This window comes from Erythrobacter alti (genome assembly GCF_037996805.1).
Lineage (GTDB): Bacteria > Pseudomonadota > Alphaproteobacteria > Sphingomonadales > Sphingomonadaceae > Alteraurantiacibacter > Alteraurantiacibacter alti.
Genome location: NZ_JBBNAX010000001.1, coordinates 220,801 through 235,673, shown reverse-complemented (window position 1 = coordinate 235,673; position 14,873 = coordinate 220,801). Strand labels below are relative to the sequence as shown.

Annotated in this window: 14 protein-coding genes; 7 read left to right on the top strand and 7 right to left on the bottom strand. The window is 60.8% G+C overall.

What is annotated here, in order from left to right; genetic code table 11:
- Window positions 1–10: 10 nt before the first annotated feature.
- From plsX to AAC850_RS01055, 4 genes are all read left to right on the top strand, one after another.
- Window positions 11–1,093 carry a phosphate acyltransferase PlsX gene (plsX, locus tag AAC850_RS01070; RefSeq protein WP_340586572.1) on the top strand — a complete coding sequence of 361 codons (1,083 nt, stop codon included), beginning with the start codon at window positions 11–13 and terminating at the stop codon, window positions 1,091–1,093.
- Window positions 1,090–2,055, top strand: a complete 966-nt coding sequence (locus AAC850_RS01065; protein ID WP_340586570.1) for a beta-ketoacyl-ACP synthase III — start codon at window positions 1,090–1,092, stop codon at window positions 2,053–2,055. Before plsX ends, AAC850_RS01065 begins: the two co-directional genes overlap by 4 nt.
- A gap of 107 nt (window positions 2,056–2,162) precedes the next feature.
- A complete protein-coding gene (locus AAC850_RS01060) occupies window positions 2,163–2,462 on the top strand; it encodes an integration host factor subunit alpha (RefSeq protein ID WP_340587221.1) in 300 nt (99 codons plus the stop codon).
- A complete protein-coding gene (locus AAC850_RS01055) occupies window positions 2,459–2,896 on the top strand; it encodes a MerR family transcriptional regulator (RefSeq protein ID WP_340586566.1) in 438 nt (145 codons plus the stop codon). Before AAC850_RS01060 ends, AAC850_RS01055 begins: the two co-directional genes overlap by 4 nt.
- 12 nt (window positions 2,897–2,908) lie before the next feature.
- On the opposite strand, the gene AAC850_RS01050 is transcribed toward AAC850_RS01055, so the two are convergent.
- Together AAC850_RS01050 and AAC850_RS01045 are read right to left on the bottom strand one after the other, a co-directional pair.
- Complete coding sequence (locus AAC850_RS01050) at window positions 2,909–3,442, bottom strand: SixA phosphatase family protein (RefSeq protein ID WP_340586564.1); 534 nt, start codon at window positions 3,440–3,442, stop codon at window positions 2,909–2,911.
- Window positions 3,439–6,192 carry an ATP-dependent DNA helicase gene (locus tag AAC850_RS01045; RefSeq protein WP_340586561.1) on the bottom strand — a complete coding sequence of 918 codons (2,754 nt, stop codon included), beginning with the start codon at window positions 6,190–6,192 and terminating at the stop codon, window positions 3,439–3,441. Before AAC850_RS01045 ends, AAC850_RS01050 begins: the two co-directional genes overlap by 4 nt.
- A gap of 185 nt (window positions 6,193–6,377) precedes the next feature.
- Between AAC850_RS01045 and AAC850_RS01040 the strand changes: the two genes are divergently transcribed.
- Complete coding sequence (locus AAC850_RS01040) at window positions 6,378–7,400, top strand: hypothetical protein (protein WP_340586558.1); 1,023 nt, start codon at window positions 6,378–6,380, stop codon at window positions 7,398–7,400.
- On the opposite strand, the gene AAC850_RS01035 is transcribed toward AAC850_RS01040, so the two are convergent.
- Complete coding sequence (locus tag AAC850_RS01035; RefSeq protein ID WP_340586555.1) at window positions 7,401–8,243, bottom strand: mechanosensitive ion channel family protein; 843 nt, start codon at window positions 8,241–8,243, stop codon at window positions 7,401–7,403. It lies immediately after the preceding gene.
- A gap of 142 nt (window positions 8,244–8,385) precedes the next feature.
- Between AAC850_RS01035 and AAC850_RS01030 the strand changes: the two genes are divergently transcribed.
- Entirely contained in the window at window positions 8,386–10,014 is a 1,629-nt protein-coding gene (locus tag AAC850_RS01030) for a lysine--tRNA ligase (RefSeq protein WP_340586552.1), read from the top strand.
- A 5-nt stretch (window positions 10,015–10,019) separates the two neighbouring features.
- On the opposite strand, the gene AAC850_RS01025 is transcribed toward AAC850_RS01030, so the two are convergent.
- Window positions 10,020–10,703: a prolyl hydroxylase family protein gene (locus AAC850_RS01025; protein WP_340586549.1), complete on the bottom strand. Its 684-nt coding sequence runs from the start codon at window positions 10,701–10,703 to the stop codon at window positions 10,020–10,022.
- A 77-nt stretch (window positions 10,704–10,780) separates the two neighbouring features.
- Here AAC850_RS01025 and AAC850_RS01020 point away from each other — a divergent pair, with 77 nt between their 5' ends.
- Entirely contained in the window at window positions 10,781–11,332 is a 552-nt protein-coding gene (locus AAC850_RS01020; protein ID WP_340586547.1) for a cytochrome b, read from the top strand.
- Window positions 11,333–11,411: 79 nt separating this feature from the next.
- Here the strand turns inward: AAC850_RS01020 and AAC850_RS01015 are convergent, their stop codons facing one another.
- The 3 genes from AAC850_RS01015 to AAC850_RS01005 form a co-directional block, all read right to left on the bottom strand.
- Window positions 11,412–12,557 (bottom strand): RcnB family protein, encoded by a 1,146-nt coding sequence (locus tag AAC850_RS01015; protein ID WP_340586545.1) that lies wholly within the window; start codon window positions 12,555–12,557, stop codon window positions 11,412–11,414.
- Window positions 12,558–12,770: 213 nt separating this feature from the next.
- Window positions 12,771–13,280: a hypothetical protein gene (locus AAC850_RS01010; RefSeq protein WP_340586543.1), complete on the bottom strand. Its 510-nt coding sequence runs from the start codon at window positions 13,278–13,280 to the stop codon at window positions 12,771–12,773.
- A 100-nt stretch (window positions 13,281–13,380) separates the two neighbouring features.
- On the bottom strand, window positions 13,381–14,823 hold the full coding sequence (locus tag AAC850_RS01005) for a GGDEF domain-containing protein (protein WP_340586539.1): 1,443 nt from the start codon (window positions 14,821–14,823) through the stop codon (window positions 13,381–13,383).
- Window positions 14,824–14,873 lie beyond the last annotated feature (50 nt).

The window sequence follows — 14,873 nt, the reverse complement described above, 5'->3', positions numbered from 1 at the left end:
GATTGAGCGCATGAGCCTACCGCGTATCGCCATTGATGCGATGGGCGGGGATGAAGGTGTGCGCGTAATGGTGCACGGCGCTGCCATGGCGCGCCGTCGCCATGACAAGTTCAGCTTCCTGCTCGTGGGCGACGAGAAACGCATTGCCGCGGCGCTCGACGAGCATCCCGGAATGCGTGCTGCATCCGAAATATTGCATTGTGATGACGTGGTCGGCGGCGATGAAAAGCCCAGCCGCGCCATTCGCCGTGCCAAGACGACCAGCATGGGCCTCGCCATCCAGGCCGTGAAAAGCGGCGATTGTGGTGCTGCGGTGAGTGCGGGTAACACCGGCGCACTGATGGCGATGGGCAAGCTGGCCTTGCGCACCATGCCCGGCATCGATCGTCCGGCGCTCGCGGGACTGATGCCGACACTGCTAGAAGACGATGTCGTCATGCTCGACCTTGGAGCGAACACCGATTGCGACGCACGCAATCTGGTGCAGTTCGCGATCATGGGCGCAGCCTATTCGCGCATTGTAACCGGCAAGGCGGCGCCTCGCGTTCGCTTACTGAATATTGGCACTGAAAGCATAAAGGGCACCGACAACTTGCGCGAGGCAAGCCAGCGTCTGGGTGACGCCACCGGCCTCGCCATGCAGTTCGACGGATTTATTGAAGCGGACAAGATCAACCGCGGCGAAGTCGATGTAGTCGTGACGGACGGGTTTTCAGGCAACATCGCGCTCAAGGCCATCGAAGGATCGGCGCGGTTCGTGACTGACCTGCTGAAGGCCGCATTTACAAGTTCCATTCGGTCGAAAGTCGGCTTCCTTGTTTCGCGCCCGGCGACCGAACTGCTCAAGCATCACCTCGATCCCAACAATCACAACGGCGGGGTTTTCCTCGGTCTGAACGGCGTGATCGTGAAATCGCACGGCAGCGCCAATGCGCAGGGTGTCGCCAATGCTGTCGATGTGACAGCCCGCCTGCTCGAAGACGATATCACCGACCGTATCACCGCCGATCTTGCCGAAGTCAGTGCGGAAATGCGCGGAACTGCCAGGCATGGCGACGCCAATGGCGAGTCGGAAGAAGAGGCAGCACAATGATCCGTTCGGTCGTCACAGGCAGCGGTTCCGCTCTGCCCAAACGATGCGTCAGCAATGAAGAACTGGCGCGCGAAGTCGATACCAGCGACGAATGGATTCGCGATCGTACCGGAATCACCCAACGTTATATTGCAGGTGATGACGAGACTACCGGCTCGCTCGGCACGGCCGCAGCGCGCGCGGCTTTGGAAGATGCCGGTTGTTCAATTGAAGATATCGACCTGATCGTGCTGGCGACCGCCACGCCCGACCGCACCTTCCCCGCAACTGCCACGACGGTGCAGGCCGCGCTGGGCGGCAAGGGGTTTCCGGCGTTTGACGTGGCCGCGGTCTGCTCGGGCTTCCTCTATGCGCTGGCGACGGCTGATGCGATGATCCGGTCGGGCATGGCGAAACGCGCCATTGTCATCGGGTCCGAGACATTCAGCCGCATCCTTGATTGGGAAGATCGTGGCACCTGCGTATTGTTCGGAGATGGCGCGGGCGCATTCATTGTCGAAGCGCGGGACGTTGCCGAAGACGGCCCCGGACTGCTCGCTACTCAGCTTCATGCCGAGGGCGAACATTGCGATCTGCTTTATGTCGACGGCGGCCCGTCTACCACGGGCGAAGTCGGCAAGTTACGGATGAAGGGACGCGAAGTTTTCCGCCATGCGGTCGTCAATCTGTCGGGTGTCTTGCGCGAAGTTCTGGAGCAGGCCGGCCACGAAGCGAGCGATGTCGATTGGGTCGTGCCGCACCAGGCCAACCAGCGAATTCTCGATGCGACCGCCAAGAAACTCGGCCTTCCGATGGAAAAAATGGTAGTGACCGTGGATCGCCATGCCAACACGTCGGCAGCCTCCGTTCCTCTCGCATATGACGTCGCGAAACGCGATGGCCGGATCAAACCGGGCGACCTTGTGATGCTCGAAGCAATGGGCGGCGGGTTCACCTGGGGCGCGAGCCTTTTGCGCGCGTAGGATTTTTCCCTAGCTTAAAGTCTTACTTTCCTTGCCTTTGCTGACATGCAGGTTCATAAAAGGTCCGTGGGGAGCTAAACTTTGGGAGTGGGAACGCCATGGATTCCATGCGGTCCGTAGGGACTTTAACTCGCGCCGACCTGGCAGAGACAATTAATCACAAGATGGGCTTTTCGCGTGCGGATAGCCTGGATCTCGTTGAAGAGATTCTCGCGAATATGTGCAGCGCGATGGCTGACGGCGAAAACGTGAAGATTTCCGGCTTCGGCAGCTTCGTGCTGCGCGACAAGAAAGAACGGATCGGACGCAACCCGAAAACGGGTGTCGAAGTGCCGATTACGCCGCGCCGGGTGATGACATTCCGTGCCAGCCACAAGCTTAAAGAGCGAATTGCGAACGCCTCATGAGCGATGCCGGCTCTTCCGCAGGGCCGCTTTTCGATGATGGCAAGGCCGATGGTGCCATGCGCACTATTGGCGAGGTTTCGGCCGCGTTCGGGATAAAGCCGCATGTATTGCGCTATTGGGAACAGCAATTCCCTTCGCTCAAGCCACTGAAGCGAAGTGGTGGCAGGCGGCTTTACCGTTCCGAGGATATTGCCATGGTCACCACCATCGACAGGCTGGTCAATAAAGAGGGTTACACGCTGAAGGGCGCGCGCAAGGCGATCGCTTCGGGCAAGGCCGACAGCGCAAATTCCGAACAGCGGCAGGGTGCCGCAGTCACGCAGGCGGAAACTGCCGCGATGCTGTCACCCGATGCACCCGCGCGCCAGCCAGGGCTGGAAGTAACGCAGCAGTTGCGCGCTATTCGTGACCGGCTGGCAGCCGCACTCGACTGATTTTTAAGGCAATTACCCGCCGATTTGCGGGCCAAGTTCGGGGTCGAGATCACGTGGCCGGGCGAAGTGGATCATCTTGCCGCAGCCTGGCTCCAGCTCGTCCCAGCTTTCGATATTGAGCTCGAACACCGCGTATGACGCGGTCGGGTACTTCTGCATGACCTCGTCAAACAGCGCGTCCTCGCCATCGGGCGGGACCAATGTCAGCGCCAGTTCCTGCAGACCCGGATTATGCGCCGCCAGCAGTATGGCGGAGGGATCGGTTTTCACTGCGCGTAGCAGGCCGATCAGGGTTGCAGCGTCGGCAAGGTAGGCAGTTTCCTCGAATTGCACCGGCAGGCCAAGCTCGCTCGCCTCCAGCGTTCGTTTCACCCGCTCTGCAGGACTGGCGACTGCGAGGTCGAACTTCGCGCCACTCTCACGGATATGTTCGCCCATCAGCTTCGCGCCCTTGCGACCGCGATCGTTCAACCCGCGATCGAAGTCGCGCAAGCTCATATCATCCCAATCGGATTTCGCGTGGCGCAACAGGCCGAGACGTTTCAAACTGGCGTATCCTTTTCGTGTTCGGCCTGCGTGCAGGAAACACCCGCAGCGACGCGTTGTAAAGCCTCGTCCAGCGTCAATCGCGTGACAGGTACTCCGGCAGGGAAGGCTGACAGGAGGCGCGAGGGGAAGGCGGGTGAGAGGACGATGAAATGTCCTTTGTCGTCACGGCTGCGAATCAGTCTACCGAAAGCCTGTGCTAAGCGCCCGCGAATGATCGAATCGTCGTATGCGGAGCCGCCACCAGCGGCACGACGAGCACGGTGGAGGATGCTCGGCTTGGGCCACGGCACCTGTTCCATCACCACACATCGCAGCGATTCGCCCGGCACATCCACCCCGTCGCGGAGCGCATCGGTGCCCAGCAGGCTGGCGCGTGGTTCGTCACGGAAGATGTCCACCAGTGTGCCCGTGTCGATCGGGTCGACATGCTGGGCGTAGAGCGGTAGGCCGACGCGGGCGAGCCGGTCGGCGATGCGGCCATGTACAGCCCGCATCCGGCGGATGGCGGTGAACAGGCCCAGAACGCCGCCCTCGCTCTCTTCGATGATACGCGCATAGGCTCCGGCAAGGCCCGCCAGATCACCCTTTTTGACATCAGTGACGATCAGCACCTCGGCGTTGTTCGCATAATCGAACGGGCTGTCTGCTTCGGCAATTTGCGGCTGGACCTCGATGTGCGGCGCGCCGGAGCGGGCGATCGCAGTAGGCCAGTCACGTCCCTCGGGCGCGCGGTCCGTTAGCGTGGCGCTGGTCAGCATCACGCCATGCGCACCATCGAGCACGGTATGGGCAAAAGGCTTCATCGGATCGAGGAACCGGCGGTGGAGGCCGATGTCGAATTCGCGCGCTTCATTGCGGTCGACCGCCAGCCAATCGACGAAATCGCCGTCAGCGGGTCCGCCAAGGCGCAGCAGCAAGGCTTCCCACGCGGCGAGCGTGTCTATCCGCCAGACGAGCGAGAACCGCGCACCCTCGATGCGAGCACGGCCTTGCCCGTCGAGCCAGTCGGGCGGGTCCTCCAGCATGGCTTCGAGCCGCATTCCCAGCTTGATCAGCGGCACGCGGATTTGCGAAAGCGCCTGCGCGGCAGTTTGTGCGTGCTCGATGAAGGGTCCGCCGAGTCCGGCAGCCTCTGTCTCGATGCCGTATCCGGCACCCAGCGCACCGCTTTCGTCGCGGGCGTAGGTGATCGCGCGGACAGCGGCGAGCAGCGTTTCGATCTCTCCTGAAGGCGCGTTTTCGGCGATTCGGCCAAGCCAGCCTTCGGTGGGCAATGCTGCCGCGGCTTCGCAGGCTGCGTCGATGGCTTCGCCGCCTGCCTCGTCATAACTGGCGACATCGGCGAGCCTTGCGGCAAGACCACGTCGCCTTCCTTTCGAACCCCGCTCCGGACCGACGATCCATCGACGCAGCTCGATTGCCTCCTGTCCCGTCAGCGCAGCGGCAAATGTAGAGTCGGCGGCATCGAAAATGTGATGGCCTTCGTCGAAGACGATCCGGGTGGGGCGCTGTGCATGGTCGCGGCCCCGGGCAGCATTGACCATGACCAGCGCGTGATTGGCGATTACCAGATCGGCCTGCGCACTTGCCCGCGCAGCTCGTTCGATGAAGCATTTGCGGTAATGCGGGCACCCGGCATAGATGCATTCGCCGCGCTGGTCCGTCAGGCTGCGGATAGCGCGCTGGCGGAAAAGGGTGCCGAGCCAACCCGGCAAGTCGCCGCCGATCATGTCGCCATCGCGGGTGTAGGCAGCCCAGCGCGCCACGAGCTGTGCAAGGATCGCCGCCCGCCCGCCAAATCCGCCCTGCAGCGCATCTTCCAGGTTGAGGAGGCAGAGGTAATTCTCGCGGCCCTTGCGGACCACCACTGGTGGTGAACCATCACTGCGACGTTCGGGCCAGGCGCGCTTGCTTTCGGCGCGCAATTGGCGCTGGAGGTTCTTGGTAAAGGTGCTGACCCAGACCGTCCCTTGCGCTTCCTGCGCCCAAAGCGAGGCTGGGGCGAGGTAGCCCAGCGTCTTGCCGATGCCGGTCCCCGCTTCTGCCAGCAGGACATGCGGCTTGGCCCGTTTCTCTCGCGGCGCGAAGATCGACCCAACTGCACCTGCATAGCTGCGCTGGCCGTCACGCTTTTCCGCGCCGGTTCCGGTCAGCCGGTCCAACTGACCATGTATTGCATCTTCGGACAGGGTAACTTGCGCAGGCTGAGGACGTTCTGCCGCTTCTTCCCATTCTGGGAGGCGCGAGAACAGCCATTTCTCCGCCTTTTCGGGCTTGGCGATATGCGGCGCGATCACCTGCGCCCAAGGCCAGCGCAATCTTGCGAGCGATTGCAGCGCGCTCCACGCACCCTCGCGTTCGGGCCAGTCCGCCTGCTCGCAACGTGCAAGCAATACGCCCGCCGCCATTTGGAGAAATTCGGGCACATCGGCTCCGTCCTCTGGCTCCGCCAGATCGAGCGCATGGGCAAGGCCCTTCGCGGTCGGCACGCAAAAGCGGGCCGGATGGATGAAGGCGAACAATTCGAGCAGGTCGAGTCCCGAGAGATCGGGATAGCCCAGCCGTGTCGCCACCAGAGGGGCGTTGATCAGGAGGTGAGGTGTATCGGCGGCGGCCATCACCGCTTCGCCCTTCGCCACACCGCGCGTCGCGCCGTTGGGATCGCGCACCCAACTGCCGGCATGGCTGGCGTGGATCGCGGGCAGGGGCACAGGTCGCGGAGCAGTCTGGGGCGGTGGGGCAGCCATCAGTGCCACTATCCCGCAAGAGAACGAAATGTAAACATCTGCCAGGCCGTTCTCCGTGCGAAACCGCGCCATAAGGCTTATCGCCGTTCGGCTCGCCGTGTAAGCTTCTCTGGCCATCGCGTGAAAGCACAAGTCCTGACATTTTGTTCAGGCAAGCTACGGGCAACCTCTCTATAGTGCAGCGCATGGAGGCGAACCGAGATATCCGTTTAGCGGCTGTAACCCTGTGCGCGGCTATGACGCTGTGCATTCCGCTCGCTGCGGTGGCGCAAGAGGCTACGCCGAGCCCCACGGCAACGTCCGCCCCGGTTCTGACCAATCCCGCGATCCCGGGTGATTTTTCGCTTCCGGTCCGGCGCGAAGCAACGCCGGTCATCGGCCCGGCTCGACCTGCCGATGCACCAGCTCGCGAACCCGTGCAACAGCGGCCTGAACCAGCGCCCACGACCACGCGTCAACCTTTGGCCGAAGCGCAGCCTGCGCCGCAATCGCGTGAGGCCGCGCCGGTTGCTACGGATACGCCGCGCGCCTCGACGGAGCGACCAACACAACCTCCTGCACGGGCGATAGCTGCTCCTTCGCGATCCGCGACCACGACTGAATTGCCGGAAGCCTCACCGGGAGCAGTTGCATCAGAGGGCGACAGTCCCGCCGCAGCTGAAGTAAGGCCTTCAGCGCAAGGTTCGGTCGTATCCGCCCCTGCTCAGGTGGAGGAAATCGAAGAAAGCGGCAGCATGGGCTGGACTGGCTTTGCTTTCATCATATCGGGTCTGGCTTTGCTGGGCCTTGCATTGCTTGCGCTGTGGGTATTCGCACGATCGCGTGTGCAGACTGTCGGTCCGACCGCGCAAGAAGTGATCAAGCCCTACATTCCACCATCACCGGCGAAAGCGCAGGAACCCCGACCGTCGCCGGCGCCAATTCCGCGTCCCGCGCCGGCTTCGCAACCTGCACCCGTTAGTGCTGCTCCAAATCGCGATGCCGGTTTGGTGCAGGCGCGCAGGCCTGCTGCACCGGTTGGGGATAATAACGGCGGGATGGTTACAACACGTCTTCCGTCCAGCGGGCTGGTAACAATCAATCCGGCGCAAAAGCAGCGCGAACGGGCCGAAGCCGAAGCGCGGGCAAGGGCGGAGGCTCAGGCGCGAGCAAGAAGGCGCGCACCGCCTCCGGCAGTGAACCGGAAGATTTCCTTCGACTGGAACTGATCAGGCCTGCTGGCGGGCTTCCCCGGCGCTTGCCTGTTCGATCTGAAGTGCTTCGGGGAACATATTTGTGACGATGGGGAAGGGGATACCGATCCCGGCATTGTCGAGCGCCTTCTTGATCGACTTGATCGCTAGATGACGCGCCTGCCAACCCTCGCGCGGCTTGGAACCGGTCCAGAAGCGGATCTTGAAGTCGATTGAGCTTCCGCCGAATTCGATGGCGTAGACCTCCACGCCCTTTTCCATGTCGACACCGTCTAGGCCTTCGACTGCACCGCGTAGCGCCTTCTCGGCTTGATCAAGGTCTGCGTCATAATCGACACCAACGACGACTTCGGTGCGTGCGCGCTGGTCGTCGGTGAGGATCTTGACCGGGCTTTTGAAAATCATGGCATTGGGCATGATCGTCAGTTCGTTGGACATTTGCCGCAGATGCGTTTCGCGCAGGGTGATGTTCTCGACGCGGCCGAGGATGCCCTCGACCTCGATCACGTCACCGATCCGCATTTTCTCGCGCAGCATGATCAGCACACCGGCGAGGAAATTCTCGAAAATGTCCTGGAACGCAAAGCCGATGGCGACCGCGCCAATGCCCAGGCCAGCGATGGCGCCGGCGGGCGTGAAACCGGGGATTGCCACGGCTGCGGCGATCAGCAGGCCGATGAGCCAGATTGCCAGCTTCACCAGCGTCTCGACCAGTTTTTTCAGACTAGGACGCAGCGACGATTTGCCGATGATCCGGTCGGCAATCTTGGTCGCGAATTTGGCGACCATCCACGTGATGAACAAGACAATGAGGGCAATGGCGAGATTTGGCAGGATAGCGACAAATCCGCGCGCCATGTCCTGTACCTGATTTTGCAACGTCTCGATGTAATTCACGTGGGTTCCCCGTCCTGTTTTCACATATAACCACGCGTCGGTGCGCTAGGTTCCAAATTCTTTCGCACTTGCGAAGTCGGCAGGCTTGGGCATAAGCCACCGCATGTTCAGCACAGACCTAATCGAAGCCGCCCGTAGTTCAAAGGCCTGGCCTTTCCAGGAGGCACAAAGGCTTGCCAAACGCTATCGCGACGGGAAGCCCGACGGGTCGCCAGTGCTGTTCGAAACGGGTTACGGTCCAAGCGGATTGCCGCATATCGGCACTTTCCAGGAGGTCCTGCGGACAACGCTGGTGCGCAAGGCCTACGAAATTGTCGCCGCGGACGCGGACGGAAAACCTGCTGCCACGCGGCTCGTGGCCTTCTCTGACGACATGGACGGTTTGCGCAAGGTGCCGGATAATGTGCCCAACAAGGCGATGCTGACCGAGCATCTGGGCAAGCCGCTCAGTCGCATCCCCGATCCATTCGAGAAGTTTGAAAGCTTTGCACATCACAACAATGCGATGCTGCGCGAATTCCTCGACCGGTTCGATTTCGACTATGAGTTCGTCGCCGCGAGTGACCGCTACAATTCGGGCGCGTTCGACGATGCGCTGAAAAACGTGTTACGCCACAACCAGGCGATACTCGACATCATGCTGCCCACGCTGCGCGCCGAACGTGCGGCGACCTATTCACCGATCATGCCGATCAGCCCGACCACCGGCGCAGTACTGCAAGTGCCGGTCGAGGTGATCGATCCCGATGCTGGGCTTGTGCGTTTTACCGATGAAGACGGAAGCCTTGTCGAGCAAATCGCGTTGGGAGGAATGGCCAAGCTGCAGTGGAAGGTCGACTTTGCCATGCGCTGGGTCGCGTTGGGTGTCGACTATGAGATGTACGGCAAGGACCTTACCGATACCGGCGTCCAGTCGGGCCGCATCGCCAAGGTACTTGGCGGACGCAAGCCGGAAGGGCTGATCTACGAACTGTTCCTCGATGCGAATGGTGAGAAGATTTCAAAGTCCAAGGGCAATGGCCTGACCATCGAGGAGTGGCTGACGTATGGCAGCGAGGAAAGCCTCGGCCATTACATCTACGCCAATCCCAAGAGCGCGAAGCAGCTGCATGTCGGCGTGATTCCGCGGGCGGTGGACGAATATTGGCAGTTCCGCGGCAATATCCCGGACCAGCCGATTGAAAAGCAGCTCGGCAATCCGGCGTGGAACCTGCTGCGCGTGAAGGACGAAAGCGGAGCGCAGCCTCCGGTCGGGGCGGGTGATACCTTGCCAGTGACTTATGGCCTGCTGCTCAATCTGGTGGGCGTGCTTGGTGCCGGGGCGGACCGCGAGCAGGTGTGGTCATATCTTGCCAACTATGTCGACGACGCACGGCCTGAAGCGCATCCCGATCTGGATGTGCTGGTCGAAAAGGCTTTGGCCTACAACCGCGATTTTGTCGCGCCGACCTTGCAGAAGCGCGCTCCCGAGCCGAACGAGGCGGGTGCCCTGCGCGCGCTCGATGCGAAGCTTGCGAAGGTCGATCCGGACATGGCGGCAGAGGACCTTCAGACCATTGTCTACGAAATCGGCAAGGACGAAGCGCATGGTTTCGAGAGCCTGCGCGATTGGTTCCGCGCGCTTTACGAGACCCTTCTCGGCTCCGCACAGGGGCCGCGCATGGGCAGTTTTATCGCCCTGTATGGCGTGGAAAACTCGCGAAAACTAATCGCCGAAGCGCTCGAGCGTTAGGAAGCTCAAAACCACTTCTTGGTGCGATACCACTTGGTGATGATGTATTTGCTGCCCTGCTGAACCGGGCGGCCCGCGTGCATCGTCTTGGGATTGGTCAGCCCTTCTGGATCGGCATTGTTCCACGCCAGGAGTACGCCCGGCTTGGGCTCGATCGATAGGCCCAGCTCGGTGAAATCGGTCGTCCCGCCAGCTTCGACCTCGTTGAGGAACACCATGGTGGTATAGCTGCGCTGGCCGCCGCGTTTCATCTCCAGTTCCCAATAGGTCGTATCGGGGTGGAACCAGTCGTGATGCGGCTGGAATTCCTGGCCCGGCATATAACGCTGGCCCTGGATGGTCTCACCGAAACTGGAATCGATATCGAGCAGGTCGTCGATCCGGCGGCTGATCTTTTTCACGAAGGGATCGTGCGGATCGACATCGCCAGAGTATGACGTGCGATAGCCTTCCGAATAGTCGAGATCGAAGACACGGCTGGGCTTTGCTGTCGCGTCGATCAGTTCCATCATCCGGGTGCATTCGGCCGAAGTCATGAAGTCGCCCACGGCGAACAACTCCACCTCTTCACTCGGCACCCGGTAGGCTGCGGGATTGGCCGAAAGTCGCTCTCTTACCTTGCGGCCTACGCGCATGAGGCCCGACTGGTCGGCATTGGGTGGAAATTTCTTGGCGGTCTTGCTCGTCATCGTAACGCCAGCTTTTCCATTGCTTCGCGCAGGTTGCAAGGGCAGGTTTGCGGAAGATCGCGCAAGGAGGAATTCGAATGACCGACGCAAAACGGTATTCCGGTGTGGCGATGGCATTGCATTGGGTGATTGCGATCGCCGTGATCGTGAACTGGAGAATAGCCGAAGCGGCCGAGAATGAAGCATCGCGCGAAGCGGCTTCAGCCGTGATGGCCAATCACAAGGCCTTGGGCATTACGATCCTCGTACTCACCCTGATGCGGCTGGGGTGGCGACTGACGCATCGGCCACCTGCCCTTTCCCGCACCTATGCCCCGTGGGAGCGCATCCTTGCCCGCTCCGTTCATATCATATTCTATGTCATGTTGATCGGCCTGCCGCTCGGCGGCTGGCTTGCGTCTTCCTATTTCGGGCAGGGCGTGAATGTCTTCGGGCTGTTTACCTTGCCGGCTCTGTCAGTGAGTGAGAACCCCGATACCGGAAAGGCGATTTTCGACCTGCACCAGAACGGCGGGAAGATCATGCTGATTCTCGTGGGGCTACATATCCTCGGCGTTCTCAAACACATGTTCATCGACAAGGATGGCAACCTCTGGAAAATGCTGCCCGTGGGAAAGCCCCGGCGCTAGACGCGCGAAACCCCCCGCCCTCCGAGGAGGGCGGGGGGCCACTGCCGGCCACTCGCTCCGGCAATGAGCGAAAGCTCGCTTACCAGAAGAAGTCGTAGATCACGTCGACTACTTCACCGGTGTAGATGTCCACCAGCAATACGTCGTCGTAATAGCGGACCCAGCGATATGGACCGTAGACCTCGGGGAGGCGATACTGCCACGGATCGTTGATCCAGTACCGGTCGCCGAAGAACAGGCTATCTAGGTAGAAACCGATGCTCAGGCGGCGGTAGCTGTAGTTCCGATAGGGCGAATAATAGCGGCCCAGGCGGAATACGTTGCGGTTGTTGTACCTGTGGTGATTCCAGTTGTAGCGACGGTCGTTGCGCCAGTTGTGACGATCCCACCGGCGATAGTCGCGGCGCGCCTGCTGGCGGCCTTGGCGATAACCATCGCGATAGGAAGAGCGACGTTCCCGATAATTGCGGTGCTGACGGTCACGCTCATGACGTGCGTCATGTTCACGGTGCGACTCACGGCGGTCGTAGCGGCGCTCGTCGCGGTGACGGTCGCGGCGTGCGTCACGGTAGCGGTCGTTGCGCGTATCCCGGTGATCCCGACGCGTATCCCGGCGGTCCCGACGCGTATCCCGATCCCGATCACGGCGGGCATCACGGTTACGCTCCGCCCGGCGACGGTCCTGCCGTGCCTCTACAGCCCGCTCGGTTGCCCGGCGAACGTTATTGGCACCGTAATCCGCGTTACGGGCATTGCGCACACGCACAGGCCGTTCTCGATCAACGCGGCGAGCGGCAGCACGACGGTCGCTGTTCACGCGGTCGCGAGTGACGCGCTGTTGCTGCGCACGGCTCTGCTGTGCACGGTCATTGCGATTGGCACCACGCTGCTGTGCGCGCTCGTTGCGATTTCCGCGACGCTGTGTAGCGCGTTCGTTGCGGTTGTCACCACGCTGGGAAGCGCGTTCATTCCGGTTTTCCCGACGCTGCGTGGAGCGTTCATTGCGATTGTTCCGGTTCTGCCGCGCCTCCCGGTTGCCGCGCCTTTGCTGGCGTGCTTCCCGATTGCCACGACGATCCTGGCGAGCTTGGCGATCGCGCTGCTGTTGTTCCTCAGCGGCACTTTCCATGCTGGCGGCAGAGGCCACAGCGGGGATAGCGGGTACCGCCATCGCGACCGCCAGAGCGGCCAGGCCGCTAGATTTCAATAGTTCTGCGAGTTGCATTGCAACATCTCCCTATGTTGACCAATGCCGCCCGAGTGCTGCGGCCCTGATTAAGCAAAAATTGTCTCAAATGTGTATTCGACGTCGTTAGTTGTAACGATTCGTCCTGACCCGTAACTGAACCGGCCGTTTAGGCTCCTGTTCATGTTGATGTGGTTTTAGCTGAACATGTTTGAATGCGATCTGAAGCAGGCTGAGCGGGCCGGATTGGCGCTAGATCTCGTCACCGGGAGTGATGCCGACGATCACCCGCCGCACCGTGCGATAGAGTACCGAAACTGTCGCTGCGACCAGCCCCACCATGATAACGCAAGCGGCGAACATCCCGTTATAGAGATGGATGAACCAATCTTGCGGCAGTTCCTCGAACTCGCCAACTGGCAGGGTGAATGCCAGCAGGACCATCAGGCTGATTAGCAGTGACGCGGTTGCCAGCCGGGCAATCAGGTCGACGTCGCGATAGGTTTCCGTGTCGAAATCCTTTTCCATGCGCCGGATCATCCCGATCAGGGTAAGCATGAGAGCAAGGGTCGTCGCCGAGGCCGTTACAATCGCGGAGCCGAGATACAGCCCTGCGCGGCTGAGCGCTTCGATTAGTTGCGTTGCTTCGGCCGTCGAATAGATTGTTCCGATGCCTCGCCGCGCCCCGTATCCGATCGCACAAACTGCGAAGAATGTGCCGGTGGACCAGAGGTGATTGCGTAACGAGGATGTGAAAGCCATGCCATCGTAATGCGCGAAAGGGCAGATTTATCCGGTTTTCCGCATCGGGCTTGCAGGTCGCAGGACCAAAACAGGAAGCGGGACCGGTAAGGCGGGCGCCCTAAGCGAAGCGTTTAAGCTCGTGAATATCGCTGGCTTCCAGCTTTCCGGCAAAAATCCGGTCCCTGCCGGCACGCTTGGCCACGTAGAGATTCCTGTCGGCGTCGCGCAGCAATCCCGATGAATTCTGACGAATGCGATATTGCGCGATTCCGATGCTCACAGTGACCGGAGCCAGTCCGTTCTCTTCCCATGGAAGCTCCTGCAATTCTGCTCGCAGATCATCAGCTATTTCGATGGCCGACTCCAGAACGTGTCCTGGAAGCACAAGAAGGAATTCCTCACCGCCGACGCGGCCGAAATGTCCGTGGGCCAGCGCGAATGCCTTGCACTTGCTGGCGATCTCGATCAGCGCGAGGTCGCCCTTGGCGTGTCCGAAACGGTCATTGATGGTCTTGAAGTGATCGGCGTCAATCATCATCACCGAAAGGTTGTCGCCTGTTGCAGAAGCGTGTTCGATTTCCTTGTCCAGGCATTCGATGACCTTGCCACGGCTGGCCACGCCAGTGAGGAAATCGGTTTCGGCCATGCGCCTCGCATCTTCAGCCCGATTCTCAGCCTCGCGCTTGGCAATCGACAGTTCCCGGACACTCGTCTGGTACTTGTTGAGCAGTGTCGCGAGCGGCAAAAGCGCCAGCAAGACACCGGTCAGGTAGACCTGCAGGAACAGCGTGCTGCTCAATGCCGAATCGCTCAGCACCGCAATGCCGATACCCGCCGAAGAATAGATTGCCCCGGTCAATGTCAGCACGAGCAGGCTCAATGCCGCGCCGGTAAGGCCGAGGCGATAGGTGGCAAAGCCCGCCGCCGCGATAGTGAGCCAGAGGAGCGGAACCGCAGTTTGCCAGAAGGCAAAAATGCCCGTGGATGCGATCAGCAATGCCGTGATGACGAGCGACAGAGCCGAGCGGCTATGCTGTCGCACGTCAATCGCGATAAACATCATTGCAGGTGTAATCGTGATCAATCCGAAGAACACTGTGGAAGCCCAAGAAGCGACAAATGCGACGCTGACCTGCAGCGTCAGGCTTGATGCAACAAGCGCACTGAAAACCGCCACGAACACAGCGCCCGCGCCTGTTATCAGGATAGTCCGAAGCGAGGTGAAGTCCTTGCTGAGCAGGCGGAAGCGCTGGATCAGAAAACGACCAACGATCGCCTCAGCCACATTTGCAATACTGAACAAAATGGCCGACCACAGGCTCAAGTCGATCAGGATATTCGCGACGATGCTCGCCGCGAATATGCCACCGTACAGCGTCCTGCGAGCCATGCGGTCGAGCAGCAGCGCGCCCGCCAGTCCAATGCCACTGGCAGGCCAGATGGCGGCCACGCCGGACTCGCCATTGGTCAGCAGCAGGGCCGTGCAGGCAGCCAGGAGATAAGCCAGCGTGAACAACGCGGCTTTAAAATGACTATCGATCTTGGAAGCGACTCCGTTCATGGAGCCGCTATCGCGTCATTTGCCTAAGTAGCTGTTAACTGTGGGACAAA

Coding starts and splice junctions, on each gene's coding strand:
- AAC850_RS01020 (WP_340586547.1), top strand. CDS start 10,781: ATGACCGACGCAAAACGGTATTCCGGTGTGGCGATGGCATTGCATTGG.
- AAC850_RS01005 (WP_340586539.1), bottom strand. CDS start 14,823: ATGAACGGAGTCGCTTCCAAGATCGATAGTCATTTTAAAGCCGCGTTG.
- AAC850_RS01025 (WP_340586549.1), bottom strand. CDS start 10,703: ATGACGAGCAAGACCGCCAAGAAATTTCCACCCAATGCCGACCAGTCG.
- AAC850_RS01010 (WP_340586543.1), bottom strand. CDS start 13,280: ATGGCTTTCACATCCTCGTTACGCAATCACCTCTGGTCCACCGGCACA.
- AAC850_RS01060 (WP_340587221.1), top strand. CDS start 2,163: ATGCGGTCCGTAGGGACTTTAACTCGCGCCGACCTGGCAGAGACAATT.
- AAC850_RS01015 (WP_340586545.1), bottom strand. CDS start 12,557: ATGCAACTCGCAGAACTATTGAAATCTAGCGGCCTGGCCGCTCTGGCG.
- AAC850_RS01065 (WP_340586570.1), top strand. CDS start 1,090: ATGATCCGTTCGGTCGTCACAGGCAGCGGTTCCGCTCTGCCCAAACGA.
- AAC850_RS01030 (WP_340586552.1), top strand. CDS start 8,386: ATGTTCAGCACAGACCTAATCGAAGCCGCCCGTAGTTCAAAGGCCTGG.
- AAC850_RS01040 (WP_340586558.1), top strand. CDS start 6,378: ATGGAGGCGAACCGAGATATCCGTTTAGCGGCTGTAACCCTGTGCGCG.
- AAC850_RS01045 (WP_340586561.1), bottom strand. CDS start 6,192: ATGGCTGCCCCACCGCCCCAGACTGCTCCGCGACCTGTGCCCCTGCCC.
- AAC850_RS01055 (WP_340586566.1), top strand. CDS start 2,459: ATGAGCGATGCCGGCTCTTCCGCAGGGCCGCTTTTCGATGATGGCAAG.
- plsX (WP_340586572.1), top strand. CDS start 11: ATGAGCCTACCGCGTATCGCCATTGATGCGATGGGCGGGGATGAAGGT.
- AAC850_RS01035 (WP_340586555.1), bottom strand. CDS start 8,243: ATGGCGCGCGGATTTGTCGCTATCCTGCCAAATCTCGCCATTGCCCTC.